Genomic DNA, 15,937 nt, shown 5'->3' on the forward strand with positions numbered 1-15,937 from the left:
GCGGCCGTCATGGTTACGATGACGTAGCTTACGCGAACGTTTCCCAGAACAGGACCCTCTCATGCTTACCGAATACACGACGCCCGGCGCGGCGCTCACCGTCTCCGATTCCGCGACCGTCTACTCGATGCTCACCGACCGCATCACCAAAACCGGCCCCGATCTTGCGCTCGCGGAGTACAAAAACGCCGCCGACGCATGGACGACGATGACCGCCGGCGATTTCAACACCCGTGTGCGCGCGATCGCGAAGGGCTTGATTCAGTTCGGCATTAGCAAGGGCGACGCCGTCACGATCTTCTCGGCGACGCGCATCGAATGGGGGCTGCTGGATTTCGCACTCGCCGCAATCGGCGCTGTGACGGTGCCAATCTATGACACCGATTCCGCCGCGCAGGCGCAGCGTATTCTCAACGACGCCGACGTAAAGCTCGCAATCGCCGACAACCAGCAGCGTTTTGATGCGCTCGACTCGGTGATCGACGTCTGCCCTGCACTCGAGCGCATCCTGATGCTCGACGCGAAAGCACTCGAAGCGCTCGAAGGTCTCGGCGTCATGATCTCCGACGAGGAGCTCGACATGCGCATCGCCGCCGTGCGCGCCGACGATCTGGCGACGATCGTCTACACGTCCGGTTCCACCGGCACACCGAAGGGCGTTGAGCTGACGCATCGCAACTTCACGAGCATCACCCGTTCGGCGCAGCAGTGCATGCCGAAGGTCATCGAAGGCGAGGCACGGCTGCTGCTGTTCCTGCCGCTCGCGCATTGCTTCGCGCGCATGATCCAGTACTTCACGATCGCCTCCGATGAAGGCGTCGTCGGCTATCTGGGCGACACGAAGACACTGCCCAAGGACATGCACGTCTTCCAGCCGACTTTCGTACTCGCCGTGCCGCGCGTGTTCGAGAAGGTGTACAACGCGGCATCGCGCAAAGCCGGCACTGGTTTCAAGGGGCGCATGTTCCTCAAGGCGGCGGCCGCGGCGATCGATTGGTCGAAGATGGAGCAGGACGGCGTCAAGCCGACGCTCAGGCAGCGCGCCGAACATGCGAAGTATGAGACGACCGTCTACCGCACGATCCGTTCGGCCTTCGGTCCCCGAATCAAGTATCTCGCGTCGGGCGGCGCGCCAATCAGCGACGACCTGCTGCATTTCTTCAACGGCATCGGCATTCCGATGATCCAGGGCTACGGCATGACCGAAACGGCGGCGCCCTTCGCGTTCACGCGCGTCGAGGATCTCGCGATCGGTTCGGTCGGCCAGCCGGTGCCGGGTTCGTCGGTGCGCATCACCGCGGACGGCGAACTCGAAGTGCGCGGCATGAACGTGTTCCGCGGGTACCATAATCTGCCCGAGAAAACCGCCGAGGCGCTCACCGAGGACGGGTGGCTGCGCACCGGTGATCTCGCACGGATCGACGACGACGGCCATATCACAATTACCGGTCGCGCGAAGGACATCATCATCACAGCCGGCGGTAAGAACGTCTCCCCGATTCCGATGGAACAGCAGATCAGCACCTGCCCGATCGTCGAACATGCCGTCGTCATCGGCGACGGACGCCCATTTGTCTCCGCCCTCGTCACGCTCGACCCGGAGGGCGTGGCGCAATGGCTGCCGACACAGAAGCTGTCCGCCGACCTGACGCTGGAGGAAGTGGCATCGCTGCCGGAGACGGCCGCCGAAATCCAGCGCTACGTCGACCTCGCGAACGCCGACGTCTCACGCGCCGAATCGGTCAGGAAGTTCGCCGTGCTCCCCACCCAGCTCACGCAGGACAACGGCTGCCTGACGCCGTCGCTCAAAGTTGTGCGCCCGAAGGTGAACGAGGTGTTTGCCGACGTGATCGGCGGGACGATCTACGCCGGGAAGCGGTGAAAATGAACAAGTCCATGAGGAGACGGTCACTCATCAATGTATGTCCAAAACAACATGATGGTATCCTTAAGCGCTCTTACGAAACACGCTCCTGCAGCCTTTCGAAGATAAAAGCTCATCCGACCGGGCAAAGATACGCATAGCGGATATCATTGGTTTCGTTGCCACTTGGAGTCTCATCCACTTCGAGCTTCTGCACGGCATCCTTAGAGACATTCACGTCAAAGGAATACGTCACCGTCTGCTCTGGCTGCAGTTCCACGAATGTGTGATAAATCTGCCTCCATTCGAGTGCACCGGTCGTCGGAACCGAACCGCCACCTTCCACGCTGAAATTGCTGAGCCTGCCTCCCGCAGGTGGATAAAAGACTATGGTCTCCATGCTCATGCCCTTACGTTGAGGATACTTCTTGGTGTAGCTAGAGATATACGGCGGCAGCGTGTCCACTTCATCCCACGTGACCGTATTGGAAATAGTGTATTCAACATGGTAAGCGGCCGCATTTGACTCGCAGTTGATCTGCTGAATCGTAGTGGACCGCTTTACATACCAGTCCATCTTGGATGGGTTCTTCTCCGTTGTGTAAATGCCGATTTCAGGCTCCGTTGTCTTGTTCGGTACTGTGGCAGTCAGACCGAACTCTGCGAGCACCTTCTCCAAAGCTGGATTGAACGAATATGCCGCAAGGTGCCGATACCGCGTGAGCATATTCAAATCCTTGAGGAGCGTCTTCAGCGTTCCCGTATTGAGATGACTGGTCAAACGACTCACACAAATCTTTGCGACTTCACCAAACACCTGATTGGTCTCCGTGGAGGGACGCTCGAGATACACAGTATTCATCAAATATTCTGCGGTATTTGAACCAGTAAGCACTTTGCCATCAGTCAGCACCACATCTCCGCTTGCTTTGACAAGTGACTGTACGACCACCGGGTCGGCAAGTATCACACCACTAAGGTCCGTATTTTTCCCCATCTCACTTTGCTTCCAGATGTTCTCGAATAACTGCGCCACACGTTGCGTACTTGGCGCGTTCGTTACGTCACGCACGTCATATCTGAGATGAAGCGGCCCGTCTAACTGATAGAGCGCGTACTCATCTTTATTGACATTCGTTGCCTTTTTCTCCGAGAAGTCAGAATTGTTTTGGAACTCGCCGATGTGAATTCGACCATGGTCAACAGCCACGGTTCCGACGGCCCCCACCAGCCCTCCGCTGCCCCGCATCTCCGCCGGAGTCATCGCCAACACCGCATATGTCTGCTTACCATCGTAGCCAAGCCACTGCTGCACATTCGGTAAAACAGTATCGGTAAGCATACTTGCATATCGATCGGCAGATTCCAACGCCTTCTCGCCAGCGCGGAATGCACTCGCGAGTACGCCTAGACGCGGGCAGGAGACGCTCCTGTATTCCCTGAGGCGCTGGCTGAGCGACATGTTCGCGCTCTTCAATGCGGGCGTCACATCCACCAGCGGCTGCGCGTTCAGTGCTCCTTCCGAGAACATTGATTTCACATCCACCTGTCTGAATGCGCGCGCATATTCAGGCAGTGTTTGCAGTGCTAGATCATTGAGTATATCGGTGACATGTTGGAGTGCGCCGATATCCGCCCCCAGTCCAGGCATCGACGCAAGTGCATTCCACCATCCGTTGTGCGCGATGCTCCGCGCTGATTCAGTCTCTCTCTGCACGTCGGCCATCAGCGCTTCCGGTTCGGAAAACCGCTCATACGTCAAGGCGCTCTTGACCACATTGATCGCAGCATACTCATGCTTCTTGATCTGCATGGCCTGTACTCCATACACGCCAGCAAGAGAAGCCAGTATCGCCGCTAATGCGATGAGCGTCCATCCCCACCAGCGAATTCTCGCGTACCAGCGCTTACTCTCTTCCGGCCGCATGGTGTCTGTGCCCTCTACGTGGCTTCGTTCTTCGCTGGCTGATTCGTCATATAGGGGCATGCATAGACCTTTCTTAGAATTGAGATGCAGATTCCCGAATACCAGGGAACGAACAGCGTGACCGTTCGCTCAACCGATTGTATCCGAACGAGTCTGACACCATGATGAATGCTCAGTACAGCCATATCCCTGTTCCACGCTATACTAAACATTCTGTAGGATGAATTCTTATAATACAGTAGGCATGTTGTAGAGGGGAAGTTCGCGAACATGGTACAGGACGGCACCACTGGTAACGATGCTTTTATGAGCATCATCATTCCCGTATATAACGTGCATTCCTATCTTCCCCGCCTATTTCGCAACCTTCAAGAGCAAGATCTGACCGGCACGGAGGTATTGTTTATCGACGACGGGTCGACCGACGGATCCGGAGATGAACTTGATCATCTTGCAGCAGGGACCGGATTCACAGTCATCCATCAGGACAACGCAGGCGTAGCAGCAGCCCGAAATCACGGCCTCGACGCAGCCCGTGGCGAGTATCTATGCTTCATCGACCCAGACGATGCCATCAGTGAACGCTACATTCACAATCTCAGAGAATGTGCGCGCACCTCCCGTGCAGATCTGCTCATTACCGATTGGCGTAAAATTACCGATGGCTTACCCCAACCGTCATATCTGACAGATACCGATTTCCCGGATTCCCCCACAGTTCAGCGTGTCATCACCGAGATTCTGCAGTCTGGGCGTATTCTGGGATCGTTGTGGGCCAAAGCTTTTTCTGCTCGTCTCTTCGAGGACAACCGCTTTCCGGAACAGCGAACCAGTTCCGACTATCTACCCACACTCACGGCCATCTCCAATGCTACAAACATCCGATATGTACCCGATGCCGTATACGAATACACATCTGACCGCCCTGCAAGCCTGCAGAACAATCAAAGGGTGCAAGACATCCGCGATTCAACAAGCGTACATGAGCAGACCGCATCGCTCATTCGTACCCGCTATCCGGAGCTGAGCGCTCTTCTGCGCTTCGACCTTCTTAACAGCGACCAACAAGCATGCATCCACATCTGTCGCTCTTCAGCAATCAGTGATACCGACAAAAAAACACTCTTCAACCATTACCGCAAACCGATTATGCATGAGATACCCTACCTGCTTAAAAGGAAGGGGTCACTGAAATACAAATTAATCATGATCTCTATCGCTTTGGGATATTATCCTACCAACTGGTTGCTTCGAGCAGCAGAGCACCACACGCAGGGATAGCTCCATCATCATTTTTGACAAAATAAAGCACGAAGGACAACATGCAGGGATTTATCATCACCGCATATCGCTCACCCGACTATCTCAGTGAGCTCATCAACGAGATTACCACCCATGGCGATCTCGTATGGCTTCACATCGACCGGAAAAGCACATTCTCCGGAGATGATTTGGACCTGCAGCGACGTGATCTGGTCCACATATTCCAGCAGTATTCAATCAACTGGGGAAGCGTAGGGCATCTCTCAGCGATTCTCATGCTCATGGAACATGCCGTGCAACATACGGACATCTCACACTTCCACATCATCTCTGGACAAGATTCCATAGTGAGATACCCCGATCCCGGCAGCATTGGAAACCGCATTCTCCTCACAGCACGTGAGGTAAATGCCGAAGACCCCATCGCCATGCGCCGACTCGAGCAGTTCAACTGCTTCCCCAATGCAGATACACAGCGAATGAGCGTACGTGCCGTCAACAAGGTTATGTGGAAAGCCCAGCAGTGGACCGGCCACAGACGCAGCCGCATCCCCGGCTTCGAAAAGGCCTATAAGGGCGTCATATGGTCTTCAATGCCTTACGATGCACTTCGTTATGTAGTTGGCTACCATAAAGCACACCCTGCATTCATGCGCTTTCTCCGACATACGATCATCCCCGAAGAATTCTTCTTGCAAACGATACTCATGAATTCGCCGATGAGCGCACGGATTACAGGATTCAACGCTCGATATACCGACTGGGTCTTGCGCAATGGTAGCTACCCATCCTACATCGATGAATCTGACCTGAACGCGATTAAACAGAGCAACAGTATCTTCGCACGAAAAATTGACCCTCAGATATCCAAAAGACTACTCGAGCTACTGAAAAGTGATTCATCCCATTCTCTCTCATAGACATCATCGGCAGTAGTAATTGTCAAAGATACTCATCAATAGCATGTAGGTAGAAAGTTAGGAACCCATGAAAGCACTCTTCGTATGCACAGGGAATATATGCCGCTCCCCCATGGGTGAGCTTCTCTTCCCGCTCTTCTTTCACGAACCTGTGGAAACAGAAAGCGCTGGCGTGCAAGGACTGATTGATTCGCCGATCGATCCGTCCAGCGCTCGACTGCTCACTGCCGACGGAGTAGATTCACAGCATTTTCGCTCTAGACGACTCACACCTCAGATTGCACGGGACAGTGATCTTATTCTCTGCTTCACCAAGCATCAGAGGCAGAGGATCATCGCCCTCGCCCCGCGAGTGAGAAGCAGGACATTCCAGCTTGCCGATTTTGCGACTATCTGCAGCTATTGCATGGAGCACAACCTCATCCACGAAGACACCGTCGAAGATCGTCTGGATTCAATCTTGCAAAATGCTTCGCTGATTCAAATAAACCTTAGCTCCGCGCAGGATATCGAAGATCCATTCCGCAAAGAATTCTCTGCTTTCGAAACAGCACATCGCCAGATCCTAGAATGCTTCGCAATAATCGCAGATGCCCTCAACCCTACCCAAGGGTCACATATTCGGCAATCGAATGGATAAGGTGACATGTCAGGGTATCTTGATAATCTGTCCCTCATGAAGGCGAAAGAGAGAAACAGCGGCAATCCCACCATTACCATTGGGGTAGCAATGCACAAACCCTTTGATTTCCCTTCAGAAACCATGTACAAGGCACTTGAAGTAGGAGCAGCCCTTCATCCACAAATCAACAAAGAAGCGATTCAAGACGATACAGGAGACAACATCTCCGCGCTAAATCCGTATTTCAGCGAACTCACCGGCCTGTACTGGCTATGGAAGAATTGCGACAGTGATTATAAAGGACTTGTACATTACCGCCGACATTTCGCCCCATCATCCTTTATCAAAAGACTTTTTTTGCCACGTCGTGAACGATATATCCGCCACGATGATCTTCTAAAGAAACTCAAGCAAACTCCAATCATACTTCCCACAAAACGTCATTATGTTATTGAAACAATTTATTCACACTATTTCCACACTTTGCCCATTGAGCAATTAGAAACGGCACACAATGTATTGATTGATATTTCCCCTGAATCAGTACCTGCGTGGGATCAGGTCATGCAATCGCGAAGTGCCCATCTATTCAACATGATGATCATGGATCGTGAGGATTTTGATGCATACTGTGCATGGCTTTTCCCCATCCTCTTTGAGCTGACCTCTCGTCTTGATCCTGCACGCTACGACGATTTCAACGCTAGGTATCCAGGCCGCATTAGTGAGCTACTGATGGACACTTGGCTAATCACTAACAACAAAAAATATGGTGAACTGCCGAGAACTAGCCCTACCATGGAGAACTGGTTTAGAAAGGGTTACGGTTTCCTTCGAGCCAAGTTTACAGGAAAAAAGTATACACACAGCTTCTAGTTCACATTGAGCAATTGGAAAGATTACCATGTCCGCAGATAGCGTCATCACTTCTACAGCGAATTCTTCCAGTGCACGCATGCATCAACGCGTGCACTGGATCGATATCGCAAAGGGCCTCGGTATCATACTGGTATGTTTTGGCCACATTCGTAATGGAAGCGGTGAAAGCGTTTGGCTCCCCGCGCTCAATCCGGCCATCAACGCCGTCTATCTGTTCCACATGCCTTTATTCTTCTTCCTCGGCGGTTTCACTTTCAGCTCGAAGCGTCCTTTTACTGATTTCCTCAAGGTCAAAGCAAAGACCCTACTCATCCCCTACTACGTCTTCTCGCTCTACTTCCTTGCCAAACCCATTGCAGTTCTCCTCTCTCCTTCACTATCATCTGAACTGCGAACCAATCAATCCTACGCTTCGAACATCGGTGAACAGTTTTACAACATACTCATCAACGGCTCAGGCCTATGGTTTCTATGGGCGTATTTTGTGGGAGAAGTAATCGCCTATCCGTTGAGTAAGAAGCTATTCACTCCATGGAAACTCGCTTCATGCGGGTTTGCGCTCATTGCGGCTTCAGTCGCATTTTCCTCCTGTCTACCTTTGTTGAAATTGCCATTCTGCATAGTCATGGGCGTCGAAGTGGCAGGATACATCCTGCTCGGCATGGCTTGTCGATCTTCGTTCATGACCATCAAACGCGTACCTTCGCTGGCGTGGTGCTTCATCATGTTGGCAGGTTTCTTAATACTCGCGTTCGCCATAACACAGATTGGGCCTCGTGGATGGCGAATCGCCTGCAGTACCGTAGCAGCATTCCCAGGTGTCGCTTTTGCAGTGTTTCTCTCTATCACCATTCAAAAAAACCGGATGCTTGAACATATCGGCAGACATTCGCTCTCCTTCTACGTCGTGAACGCGTTCACCCTCAACATCGGTAAGATAGTGTTCTTCAAGATGCTCCACATAGATGGCGAGCACGCCTCCCCGTTCTTGCAGTGGGTATATGCGATCATTCTGGTCGCATTCTGCCTTGCACTGCTCTGGCTGGAGGATCTACTCATCCGCGCCCTCATTCCTTGGAGTGTAGGAGTCAAACGCAAAAAGAAGATACAATTGGAGACCGATACTATCTGATTTAATTATCGTATCAAAATGGAGCAACCTATTCAGTATTTAGGCTTCATATCTACATGATTTGTTATATATGATTACTCAAGTCACAGAAAAGGTTGTCCCCCAACTATAAGATGGAGAGCATGTGTCTTTAACTCTTGTAATGTTCCTCGTTCTGATGTGTAGCGCTCTTCTGCTGCGCGTTGCGACATCCTTCGTCCGCTCACGCGCGAAGAGCCTTATCGTCATCGACATCATCATCATCGTCTTCACATTCTCCATGCTGTCCTACTTCATGCAGCCGGTAGAAGGCGCGTATACCGACATGGATCGCATCTCCCATGAAGTCGACCTGATTAGAAACGGCCAGTCGGGCCTCATCCTCTCTCGGTATTCAATCAACCCTCTATCCGCGCTGTACATCGGTTTTGCGGCACTTCTGGGCGACCCCAACATTCTCCGACTCATGTCCTGCACAATCATGCTCGGATGCCTGCTCTATATCCCCTATGCGGAATGGGATGCGCGCCGGATCTCCCAGTCGTCGTACATCTTGACCTCAATCACGACAATCGCCATCTGCAGCATACCAAACATGGTTTACGGCGTTCGTCAGGGTCCCGCACTTGCAATCGCAATACTTGGCGCATATTTAATCCTAATGCGCGGAAAACATACATCAGGAATTACAGCTCTACTAATTGCTGTCCTGTTCCATTTCAGTACTATCATTATTCTAATCGCAGTACTCGTATCTTATATTAAAAGTAGATTCGCATTCGGCATCTTTTGCTTCTTCGCACTTGGCTACACATTCATCTCATATGAACTTGCCCATTTCTTCTCTGCAATGGGTATAGAATATGCATCTCAGCTTTTAGGTAAAATGAACGGCTATTATTCATTTGGATCTAATTATTCCATGTATGCGAGTGAGTATTCGCAGTTAGCGGGATATATGCGTCTTGGCTCCTGCATTTTTCTTTACCTTATATACATATTCCTGCGCAGGCATGGTAATTCAAATAATTTCCATTATGCGCGATACTTTCTTTTGCTCATATTCATTACCATTGGTTCAATCCCTACAAGTACGCCACTACGACGATTCTCTACATTCGCGCTCTACGCCTCTATCCCGTTCATCGGCTACGCATACTCCCATCTGCTGGGACGTTCCGGACGCGCCACCCGAATGACGAGTATAACGACCTCTGCGTCGAATCCACGATATCGCTACAGTAGGACCATTCAGTACACATTGCTTCTTCTGCTCATTGGTTGCCTGGGCGTGGCCATGTTCTATGACTGGCATACATATAATATGTTTGAGCTTTCAACACAGCAGTACTACTATATCTAAAAACCTACCTCTATTACAGGAACACAAAGCATGAGTCCATCGATTCAATTTCGCACCAAGATGCGACGGTTCGGCATAGACCTGTCCATCGGACCGACCTATGCGTTCCTCAATGCGCGACGCCTCTTCTTACAATCGTGTCGTTCTGTTGATGATCCCGCTGTCGCAGAGCTTAATCGGAAGCGAATACGTCGGCTTGTCCGTTGGGGTGCCAAAGAGTTCCGTACTGAACTTGACCGGTGGAAGGATGCCACAGAGACCGCTGTGCCCTTCAAGGCCCCGGCTGATGCGCCAATCTGGATGATCTGGTTGCAGGGAGAAGATTGCATCCCTGAAAAATACTTCCCGTTCCTGGACTCGGTTCGCCGTAATAACCCGGATCACCAAATCCGCATACTCGATCTTGAGTCGGTACGGACGCTCGTGCCCCTTCCCGAGATCATCCAGCAACGTTACGAAGAGGGGTACATCTCTCCCGTTCTTCTCACCGACTACATCCGTTTCGCACTGCTCGAGCACTACGGCGGCATCTGGATGGATCTGACCGTATATCAACAACATCCAACACCCTCCATCATGCTCGAATATCCGATGTGGTGTGTCAAGGATCTTCGTCCATTCCCCTACGCTTCCGCAATGCCCGATGGCCTGAAATGGCAGTCCTACTATGTGGCCTCACAACCGCACGCTCTATTTTGCAAGGTGGTACTCGACCTATTCGAATCGTACTTTGTCAGGCATACCGCACCTTTCGATTACTTCTTTATCTACTACCTTGCCTATTTCGCACGCACTGTTCCCGCCGTGTGTCAATCATACGACCGCATCCCCGCCAACAACGCCTCCTGCGAGCAATTCATGCCATTCGTGGAGTCAAATGATCCCATCACAGAAAACACTGTGAATGCGAAGCTTGTAGATTCCAGCACCTGGGCATATAAAGGAAGTTCTCACCTAAATGAATCTGAGCAGCATCGTTGCTCAGAGGTCATTGATATCTTAGAACGCATTCGCATGTCTTCCACCACCTACAACAAAGGAGTGTGACCACAGATGAAACACGCCTTCCTCATCATTGCGCACGATCGCCCGAACGAGCTTTCTCGGCTTATCCAAGCATTGGATGACGACCGCAACGATATCTACGTGCATATAGACAAAAAAGCACATGCCGACTTCTCAGTACTTGAGGGCATAGCAGAACATAGTCGCCTCTTCTTCATCCCACGCATGCATGTCACATGGGGAGGAAGTAGCCAAGTTGATGTGGAGCTCGCCCTGTTCTCCCAAGCCTTCAAGAATGGCCCGTACGCATACTACCACCTTCTCTCTGGAGTTGATTATCCAGTCAAAAGCAACGATTACATTCATGAATACTGCGAGCAGTACAAGGGTCTGAACTTCATTCAAATAGAGCATGAACTCCCGCGTCAACGTATGAGATATGAACAATATCACCTTCTACAAAACACACTCGTAGGGAAAAAACGAAATATCTTTAAGTACATCGATTTTGGTCAATGCACCCTTCAAAGCCTTGTCGGCATTCATCGTCATACTGGACCAACTCTACAACGTTACATCAATTGGGTGAGTATAACACAGCAGGCCGTAACTGACCTTGTAGAACATGCCAACGAAATTCATAAGCGTTATCGCTGGACTTATTGCTGCGATGAGATCTTTCTTCTGGAAAGCATACATGACCCATGCTTCAGGGATACAATCGCACCGCAAGGAAACCTGCGTTACATTGAGTGGGTGGACTTCTCCAAGCATGACTCCTCTCCGAGGGTGCTCACCATAGACGATTTACCCACTCTCGAGAAGCCAGACTATCTGTTTGCCCGAAAATTCAACCTTCCTCAGTCAGAATCACTCTACGATGCGCTCAATGCGCGTAATTCACCCAAACAGCCAAAGGATTTCTCCGATGAGCAGAAGTAAGGAACTAGCAGACCGCTTCCTGTCCCATGCCCGCACGTTCTCCTGGGGATACGCCACGACCGAGCTCCTGACCGTGCTCGATCGTCCCGTTTCACTCAAGCTCCATAAGCCATTCTCCATGCGACTGATGCATATGAAGGAACGCTACATCATGCATTGGGCACGGAGCTTTTTCCGCGAAGAGATAGAACGCTACCACAATCACACGGCCATGGCAAGCCAAATATCATCCCCCAATGCACCCGTTTGGCTGTGCTGGTTACAAGGCATAGATCAGGCGCCTGAACTCGTTCAACTACTCATTGCGCAAACTAGGCGCCAATCCGGATCACACCCTGTTCGAATTATCACTCTAGAGAACTATAACGATTATGTGACTCTCCCCCACGATTTCATCGCGAAGTACGAGAGCGGCAAAATGCCGCAACAGCAGTTTGCCGATGTACTTCGTTCAGCTTTGCTAGCCCAGCACGGCGGTCTGTGGGTGGATACTTCAGTATATCTATCCCAGCCAATCCCTGAATCTGTGTTTTCTTCGCCAATCTATAATGTCAAGAATATACTCCCAAATCGCACTCGCGAAGCCGTCGCTTGCGACTTCACCAAGTGGCAAGCCTACTTCATTGCTTCGCAACCTAAATCGATCACCTATTCATTCATCACAGATTGTTTTCTTAAGTACTGGCGCCACTACGACACATTGATCGACTACTTCTTATTCTCTTATCTTGCTAAAATTGCTCGAGACGATTTACCCGGAGGACGAGCCGAATTCAACATGATTCCCGACAACAATCCAGAGTGCGAATGGTTGTGCGATTACTTGATGGACGGCTCGCCATACTCTGCACGTACTTATAATCAAATTCGTGATGGAGATACGTTCGTATACAAGCTCTCCACGAAATGTGATTTCCCCACGCGGACAAAGGAAGACATGCCTACCATGGCCTCTTTCCTTTTCGATAATCTTCGAGGGAATAATTGATTTAGATCGACATAAAGAAAGGATCTGAAATCTCGTGACACGCATACTACTCATTAATCAAGGCCACACTGATAACCTCGGCGATCAGGCAATCGATGCAGTGCTCGGCAAGTTCCTGAACTCGAAGGGCTATGAGGTTATCCATGCGCCTTACGAGACACGAGTCGAAGACCGGTTCAATCTGCGGATTGATAACCACGACCTCACCCAGCGAATCGTCATGCGCCTGCCTCATGTGATGAGGCGGCTCAATCACACGCGCATTCGCACCACACTTGATCAGATTGGTCATGTAGACGCGGCTGTCGTTGGAGGAGGCGAACTGCTTGCCAGTCATTGGGGATTCAACGCAGCTCTTCTCGCATGGTGTCAAGAGCTGCGTTCGCACAACATCCCGATACTGCTCACCGGGGTAAGCGGTAATTATCTGGGAGGAACTAACGCGACGAATTATCGCAAAGCTCTTTGTATGTGCAATTACGTGAGCGCGCGTGACCATTCAACAGAACGCATCCTCCGTGAACAGTATGACATAAATTGCGATTATGCTCCCGACGTCGTTTTCTCATACGCTAAGGTGTTTCCCGAAGTATCCTCGTCTACGCAAAATCGCGCACATGAACTCTGTGTGCCAATTGAATTCGATCGGCAACTGTTCACAACAATGGGAATAACTGATGAGAAGGAATACATTGCATATTTAGCAAAACAGCTGACCACAACTGAAAAGAAGCTTCCTGTGGTCGTCACCTCTACGATAACGAACGACCGACATTATCCACGTATCATTTCTAAGCATCTTCATGACGACTTCGGCTTGCAAACAAGCACACAGACCGGTGAATCGCTTGCAGGTTTCATCCAGCTACTACAGTCAAGCACGCATGTGGTCTCTGCGCGCATGCATGCGTGCATCCTCGCACTCTTGTTCGGATGTCATATTACGCCAGTTCCATTCAGAGAAAAACTAAAAGTATTCGGTGATGAATATCAATCTATCGATGATATTCAGACAGTAATCAATGAATCATATTCTGGATTGCTGCGCCTGCATGCAGCAATAGAAAATGCCATCTCGTAGAACGCATAAAGTAGAGAGAATGAGAAAATGAACGAAGACTTTACACTCAGCGTGATCATTCCCGTATACGAGACGCCACTAGAGTCTCTCAAACGTGCTCTCGACAGCGCCTGCGCGCTCAACATCGACCACGAGATCCTTCTCGTCTTTGACGGCGAACCGAATCATGAGCTTCTCAGGCTAGCCACAGCCTATGACCACACACGAGTACACACTCTCGTCATTGGCCATACCGGCCTTCCGGGAGCGGTACGCAATCAAGGTATCTTAGCGGCACGGGGTCACTGGATCACCTTCATGGACGCAGATGATGAATTAATACCTTCTGGAATCGAACAGCTGATCACTTTTGGAGTTACTCATGACTTTCAGATTGTGCAAGGCGAGTCAAAAAAACAGATGCATAATCATACCGAATTATGCAGATTAAGCACCGGAGAACAGGAGTTCATCGGGCAACAGTCCATCAACCATTTCCTGCGATCCATACTGCTCCCCGACTACGGAACTGGAACATCGTGGGCCAAGATCTATAATCGAAGCTTCCTTCTGAACAAGAACGTGCGGTTTGAACCAATCGTACCGATGGAAGACACCGTCTTTATGTTTGACGCAGCAGTCAACGCTGACCGCATCGGTTTTGCACCAGTACCATGCTATATTTATCATCGCAATGGAGAATCGCTTGTAACATCCTTCAACCCTGAATACGAGAAACGTATCACGTTTTGTCTCAACACATTTAAACGACGTGTATTAAGGTGCAACAATCAAGCGATAAGCAACGCATTTAACGACTATGTGATTTTTTACCTAATGCTCATAATGCTTCATTTTGTTTTTAATCCAAACAACAAATTGACCAAAACAGAGAGAAGAAAGTATTTCAAAACAATACTCAATAAGAACCTTTATGTGAATGCCCTCCGGCAGGGACGGTTCCGCGATTTCTCAATCCCTAAGCGTATTTCTTGTTTTGCTCTTAAGCATCGTCTCTATCTACCCATGAGAGCAATTTGCGCGTTCCGCAATCACCAGCTCCGTTAATAATCTTGTCGAGAGGATCCACATGTTTAGTGTGTGGATCCTCCCGACAAGACAAGAATTAGCCAAGGTGGTTGTTGAGTCGATGCAGGAACGCGGCCATCTGCTCACGCGCCGTCGAATCCATGACATTGAACTTGCCGGTGCCACCATTGACCAAACCGACGCTCACACCCCACAGAATCTCACGAGACGCGAACGTGCCACGCCCGACATCCGAGAACCGCTCATACTCCGATGCCACGGGCTTGAACGACTTCGCGGCCGTATCACCCTGCACACCGGCAAAACGATTCAGGAACGTCACCATCTCGCCACGCGTCACCGGAAGATCGCCACCGAACGAGCCATCCGCACGGCCCTGCGTGATGCCCTTCGACGCCGCCCACAGAATCGCCGTCGCACCAAACGAACCCTGCTTGACATCCGGGAAACGCTTGTAATCCGAAGCCGAAGGCTTGAACGCCGCAGCATCCTTATCGCCACGAGCCACGGCCAGACGATGCAGGAACACCACCGTCTGCGCCCGCGTCGTATCCTGGGACGGACCGAACGTGCCATCACCAAAGCCAGTGGTCACGCCCTTCGACGCCAGCCACTCGATATCCGCATAGAAATGATGCGACTTCGGCACATCCGAGAAACGCGTATCGACAGGCGACGGATCGACCTTGCCCGCAACCGTCAGCAGCACCGAATCCGAATGGCCGCCGACCTCCACCATGATCAACGTCAGGCCCTCGCCCTTGGCACACACCTTGCCATTGCCATCGACCGTCGCGATGGAATCATCCAACGACGACCACACAGCACCGGCCACCGAGGCATTCGACGGCGTCGGCACCACCGACAACTGCCGGCCCTCACCGACCTTCATCGCCATCTCACCACCAGCAACACCAGAACCAGCAATCGCAACAGACTGCAG

General features: G+C 51.1%; 14 protein-coding genes. 12 read left to right on the forward strand and 2 right to left on the reverse strand.

The genetic code is table 11. From position 1 onward, the window contains the following. Positions 1 to 61 precede the first annotated feature (61 nt). On the forward strand, positions 62 to 1,882 hold the full coding sequence (locus G606_RS0109115; RefSeq protein WP_026645687.1) for an AMP-dependent synthetase/ligase: 1,821 nt from the start codon (positions 62 to 64) through the stop codon (positions 1,880 to 1,882). A gap of 115 nt (positions 1,883 to 1,997) precedes the next feature. Here G606_RS0109115 and G606_RS0109120 read toward each other — a convergent pair whose 3' ends face one another. Next, positions 1,998 to 3,677 carry a DUF4012 domain-containing protein gene (locus G606_RS0109120; protein ID WP_026645688.1) on the reverse strand — a complete coding sequence of 560 codons (1,680 nt, stop codon included), beginning with the start codon at positions 3,675 to 3,677 and terminating at the stop codon, positions 1,998 to 2,000. A 420-nt stretch (positions 3,678 to 4,097) separates the two neighbouring features. Here G606_RS0109120 and G606_RS10840 point away from each other — a divergent pair, with 420 nt between their 5' ends. The 11 genes from G606_RS10840 (at position 4,098) to G606_RS0109170 (ending at position 15,012) form a co-directional block, all read left to right on the forward strand. After that, the gene (locus G606_RS10840) at positions 4,098 to 5,072 is read left to right on the forward strand and encodes a glycosyltransferase family 2 protein (protein ID WP_026645689.1); all 975 of its coding nucleotides are present in this window, start codon (positions 4,098 to 4,100) and stop codon (positions 5,070 to 5,072) included. A 41-nt stretch (positions 5,073 to 5,113) separates the two neighbouring features. Then, entirely contained in the window at positions 5,114 to 5,974 is an 861-nt protein-coding gene (locus G606_RS0109130; RefSeq protein WP_026645690.1) for a beta-1,6-N-acetylglucosaminyltransferase, read from the forward strand. Positions 5,975 to 6,041: 67 nt separating this feature from the next. After that, positions 6,042 to 6,614 carry an arsenate reductase/protein-tyrosine-phosphatase family protein gene (locus G606_RS0109135; RefSeq protein WP_026645691.1) on the forward strand — a complete coding sequence of 191 codons (573 nt, stop codon included), beginning with the start codon at positions 6,042 to 6,044 and terminating at the stop codon, positions 6,612 to 6,614. 36 nt (positions 6,615 to 6,650) lie between these two features. Continuing rightward, complete coding sequence (locus tag G606_RS11040; RefSeq protein WP_081664171.1) at positions 6,651 to 7,472, forward strand: DUF4422 domain-containing protein; 822 nt, start codon at positions 6,651 to 6,653, stop codon at positions 7,470 to 7,472. Between the two features lie 79 nt (positions 7,473 to 7,551). Next, entirely contained in the window at positions 7,552 to 8,607 is a 1,056-nt protein-coding gene (locus G606_RS0109140; protein ID WP_026645692.1) for an acyltransferase family protein, read from the forward strand. Positions 8,608 to 8,731: 124 nt separating this feature from the next. Further along, entirely contained in the window at positions 8,732 to 9,949 is a 1,218-nt protein-coding gene (locus G606_RS0109145; protein ID WP_155802891.1) for an EpsG family protein, read from the forward strand. A gap of 30 nt (positions 9,950 to 9,979) precedes the next feature. Further along, positions 9,980 to 10,996 (forward strand): capsular polysaccharide synthesis protein, encoded by a 1,017-nt coding sequence (locus tag G606_RS0109150; protein WP_081664163.1) that lies wholly within the window; start codon positions 9,980 to 9,982, stop codon positions 10,994 to 10,996. Positions 10,997 to 11,002: 6 nt separating this feature from the next. Continuing rightward, on the forward strand, positions 11,003 to 11,896 hold the full coding sequence (locus G606_RS10560; RefSeq protein WP_051198826.1) for a beta-1,6-N-acetylglucosaminyltransferase: 894 nt from the start codon (positions 11,003 to 11,005) through the stop codon (positions 11,894 to 11,896). Then, positions 11,883 to 12,884 carry a capsular polysaccharide synthesis protein gene (locus tag G606_RS0109160; RefSeq protein WP_026645695.1) on the forward strand — a complete coding sequence of 334 codons (1,002 nt, stop codon included), beginning with the start codon at positions 11,883 to 11,885 and terminating at the stop codon, positions 12,882 to 12,884. Before G606_RS10560 ends, G606_RS0109160 begins: the two co-directional genes overlap by 14 nt. Before the next feature lie 34 nt (positions 12,885 to 12,918). Beyond that, positions 12,919 to 13,965, forward strand: coding sequence for a polysaccharide pyruvyl transferase family protein (locus G606_RS11045; protein ID WP_081664165.1), 1,047 nt, complete (start codon positions 12,919 to 12,921; stop codon positions 13,963 to 13,965). A gap of 27 nt (positions 13,966 to 13,992) precedes the next feature. Then, positions 13,993 to 15,012: a glycosyltransferase family 2 protein gene (locus G606_RS0109170; protein WP_026645697.1), complete on the forward strand. Its 1,020-nt coding sequence runs from the start codon at positions 13,993 to 13,995 to the stop codon at positions 15,010 to 15,012. A gap of 58 nt (positions 15,013 to 15,070) precedes the next feature. Here the strand turns inward: G606_RS0109170 and G606_RS0109175 are convergent. Continuing rightward, positions 15,071 to 15,937 (reverse strand): S-layer homology domain-containing protein (locus G606_RS0109175; RefSeq protein WP_231371487.1); only part of this gene is annotated, 867 nt, incomplete at its 5' end.

The sequence above is a fragment of the Bifidobacterium sp. AGR2158 genome (assembly GCF_000424225.1).
GTDB classification, from domain to species: domain Bacteria; phylum Actinomycetota; class Actinomycetes; order Actinomycetales; family Bifidobacteriaceae; genus Bifidobacterium; species Bifidobacterium anseris.

Bases quoted from the DNA above. Each gene is read 5' to 3' on its own strand.
- G606_RS0109115 (WP_026645687.1), top strand. From the start codon at position 62: ATGCTTACCGAATACACGACGCCCGGCGCGGCGCTCACCGTCTCCGAT.
- G606_RS0109120 (WP_026645688.1), bottom strand. From the start codon at position 3,677: ATGCAGATCAAGAAGCATGAGTATGCTGCGATCAATGTGGTCAAGAGC.
- G606_RS10840 (WP_026645689.1), top strand. From the start codon at position 4,098: ATGAGCATCATCATTCCCGTATATAACGTGCATTCCTATCTTCCCCGC.
- G606_RS0109130 (WP_026645690.1), top strand. From the start codon at position 5,114: ATGCAGGGATTTATCATCACCGCATATCGCTCACCCGACTATCTCAGT.
- G606_RS0109135 (WP_026645691.1), top strand. From the start codon at position 6,042: ATGAAAGCACTCTTCGTATGCACAGGGAATATATGCCGCTCCCCCATG.
- G606_RS11040 (WP_081664171.1), top strand. From the start codon at position 6,651: ATGAAGGCGAAAGAGAGAAACAGCGGCAATCCCACCATTACCATTGGG.
- G606_RS0109140 (WP_026645692.1), top strand. From the start codon at position 7,552: ATGCATCAACGCGTGCACTGGATCGATATCGCAAAGGGCCTCGGTATC.
- G606_RS0109150 (WP_081664163.1), top strand. From the start codon at position 9,980: ATGAGTCCATCGATTCAATTTCGCACCAAGATGCGACGGTTCGGCATA.
- G606_RS10560 (WP_051198826.1), top strand. From the start codon at position 11,003: ATGAAACACGCCTTCCTCATCATTGCGCACGATCGCCCGAACGAGCTT.
- G606_RS0109160 (WP_026645695.1), top strand. From the start codon at position 11,883: ATGAGCAGAAGTAAGGAACTAGCAGACCGCTTCCTGTCCCATGCCCGC.
- G606_RS0109170 (WP_026645697.1), top strand. From the start codon at position 13,993: ATGAACGAAGACTTTACACTCAGCGTGATCATTCCCGTATACGAGACG.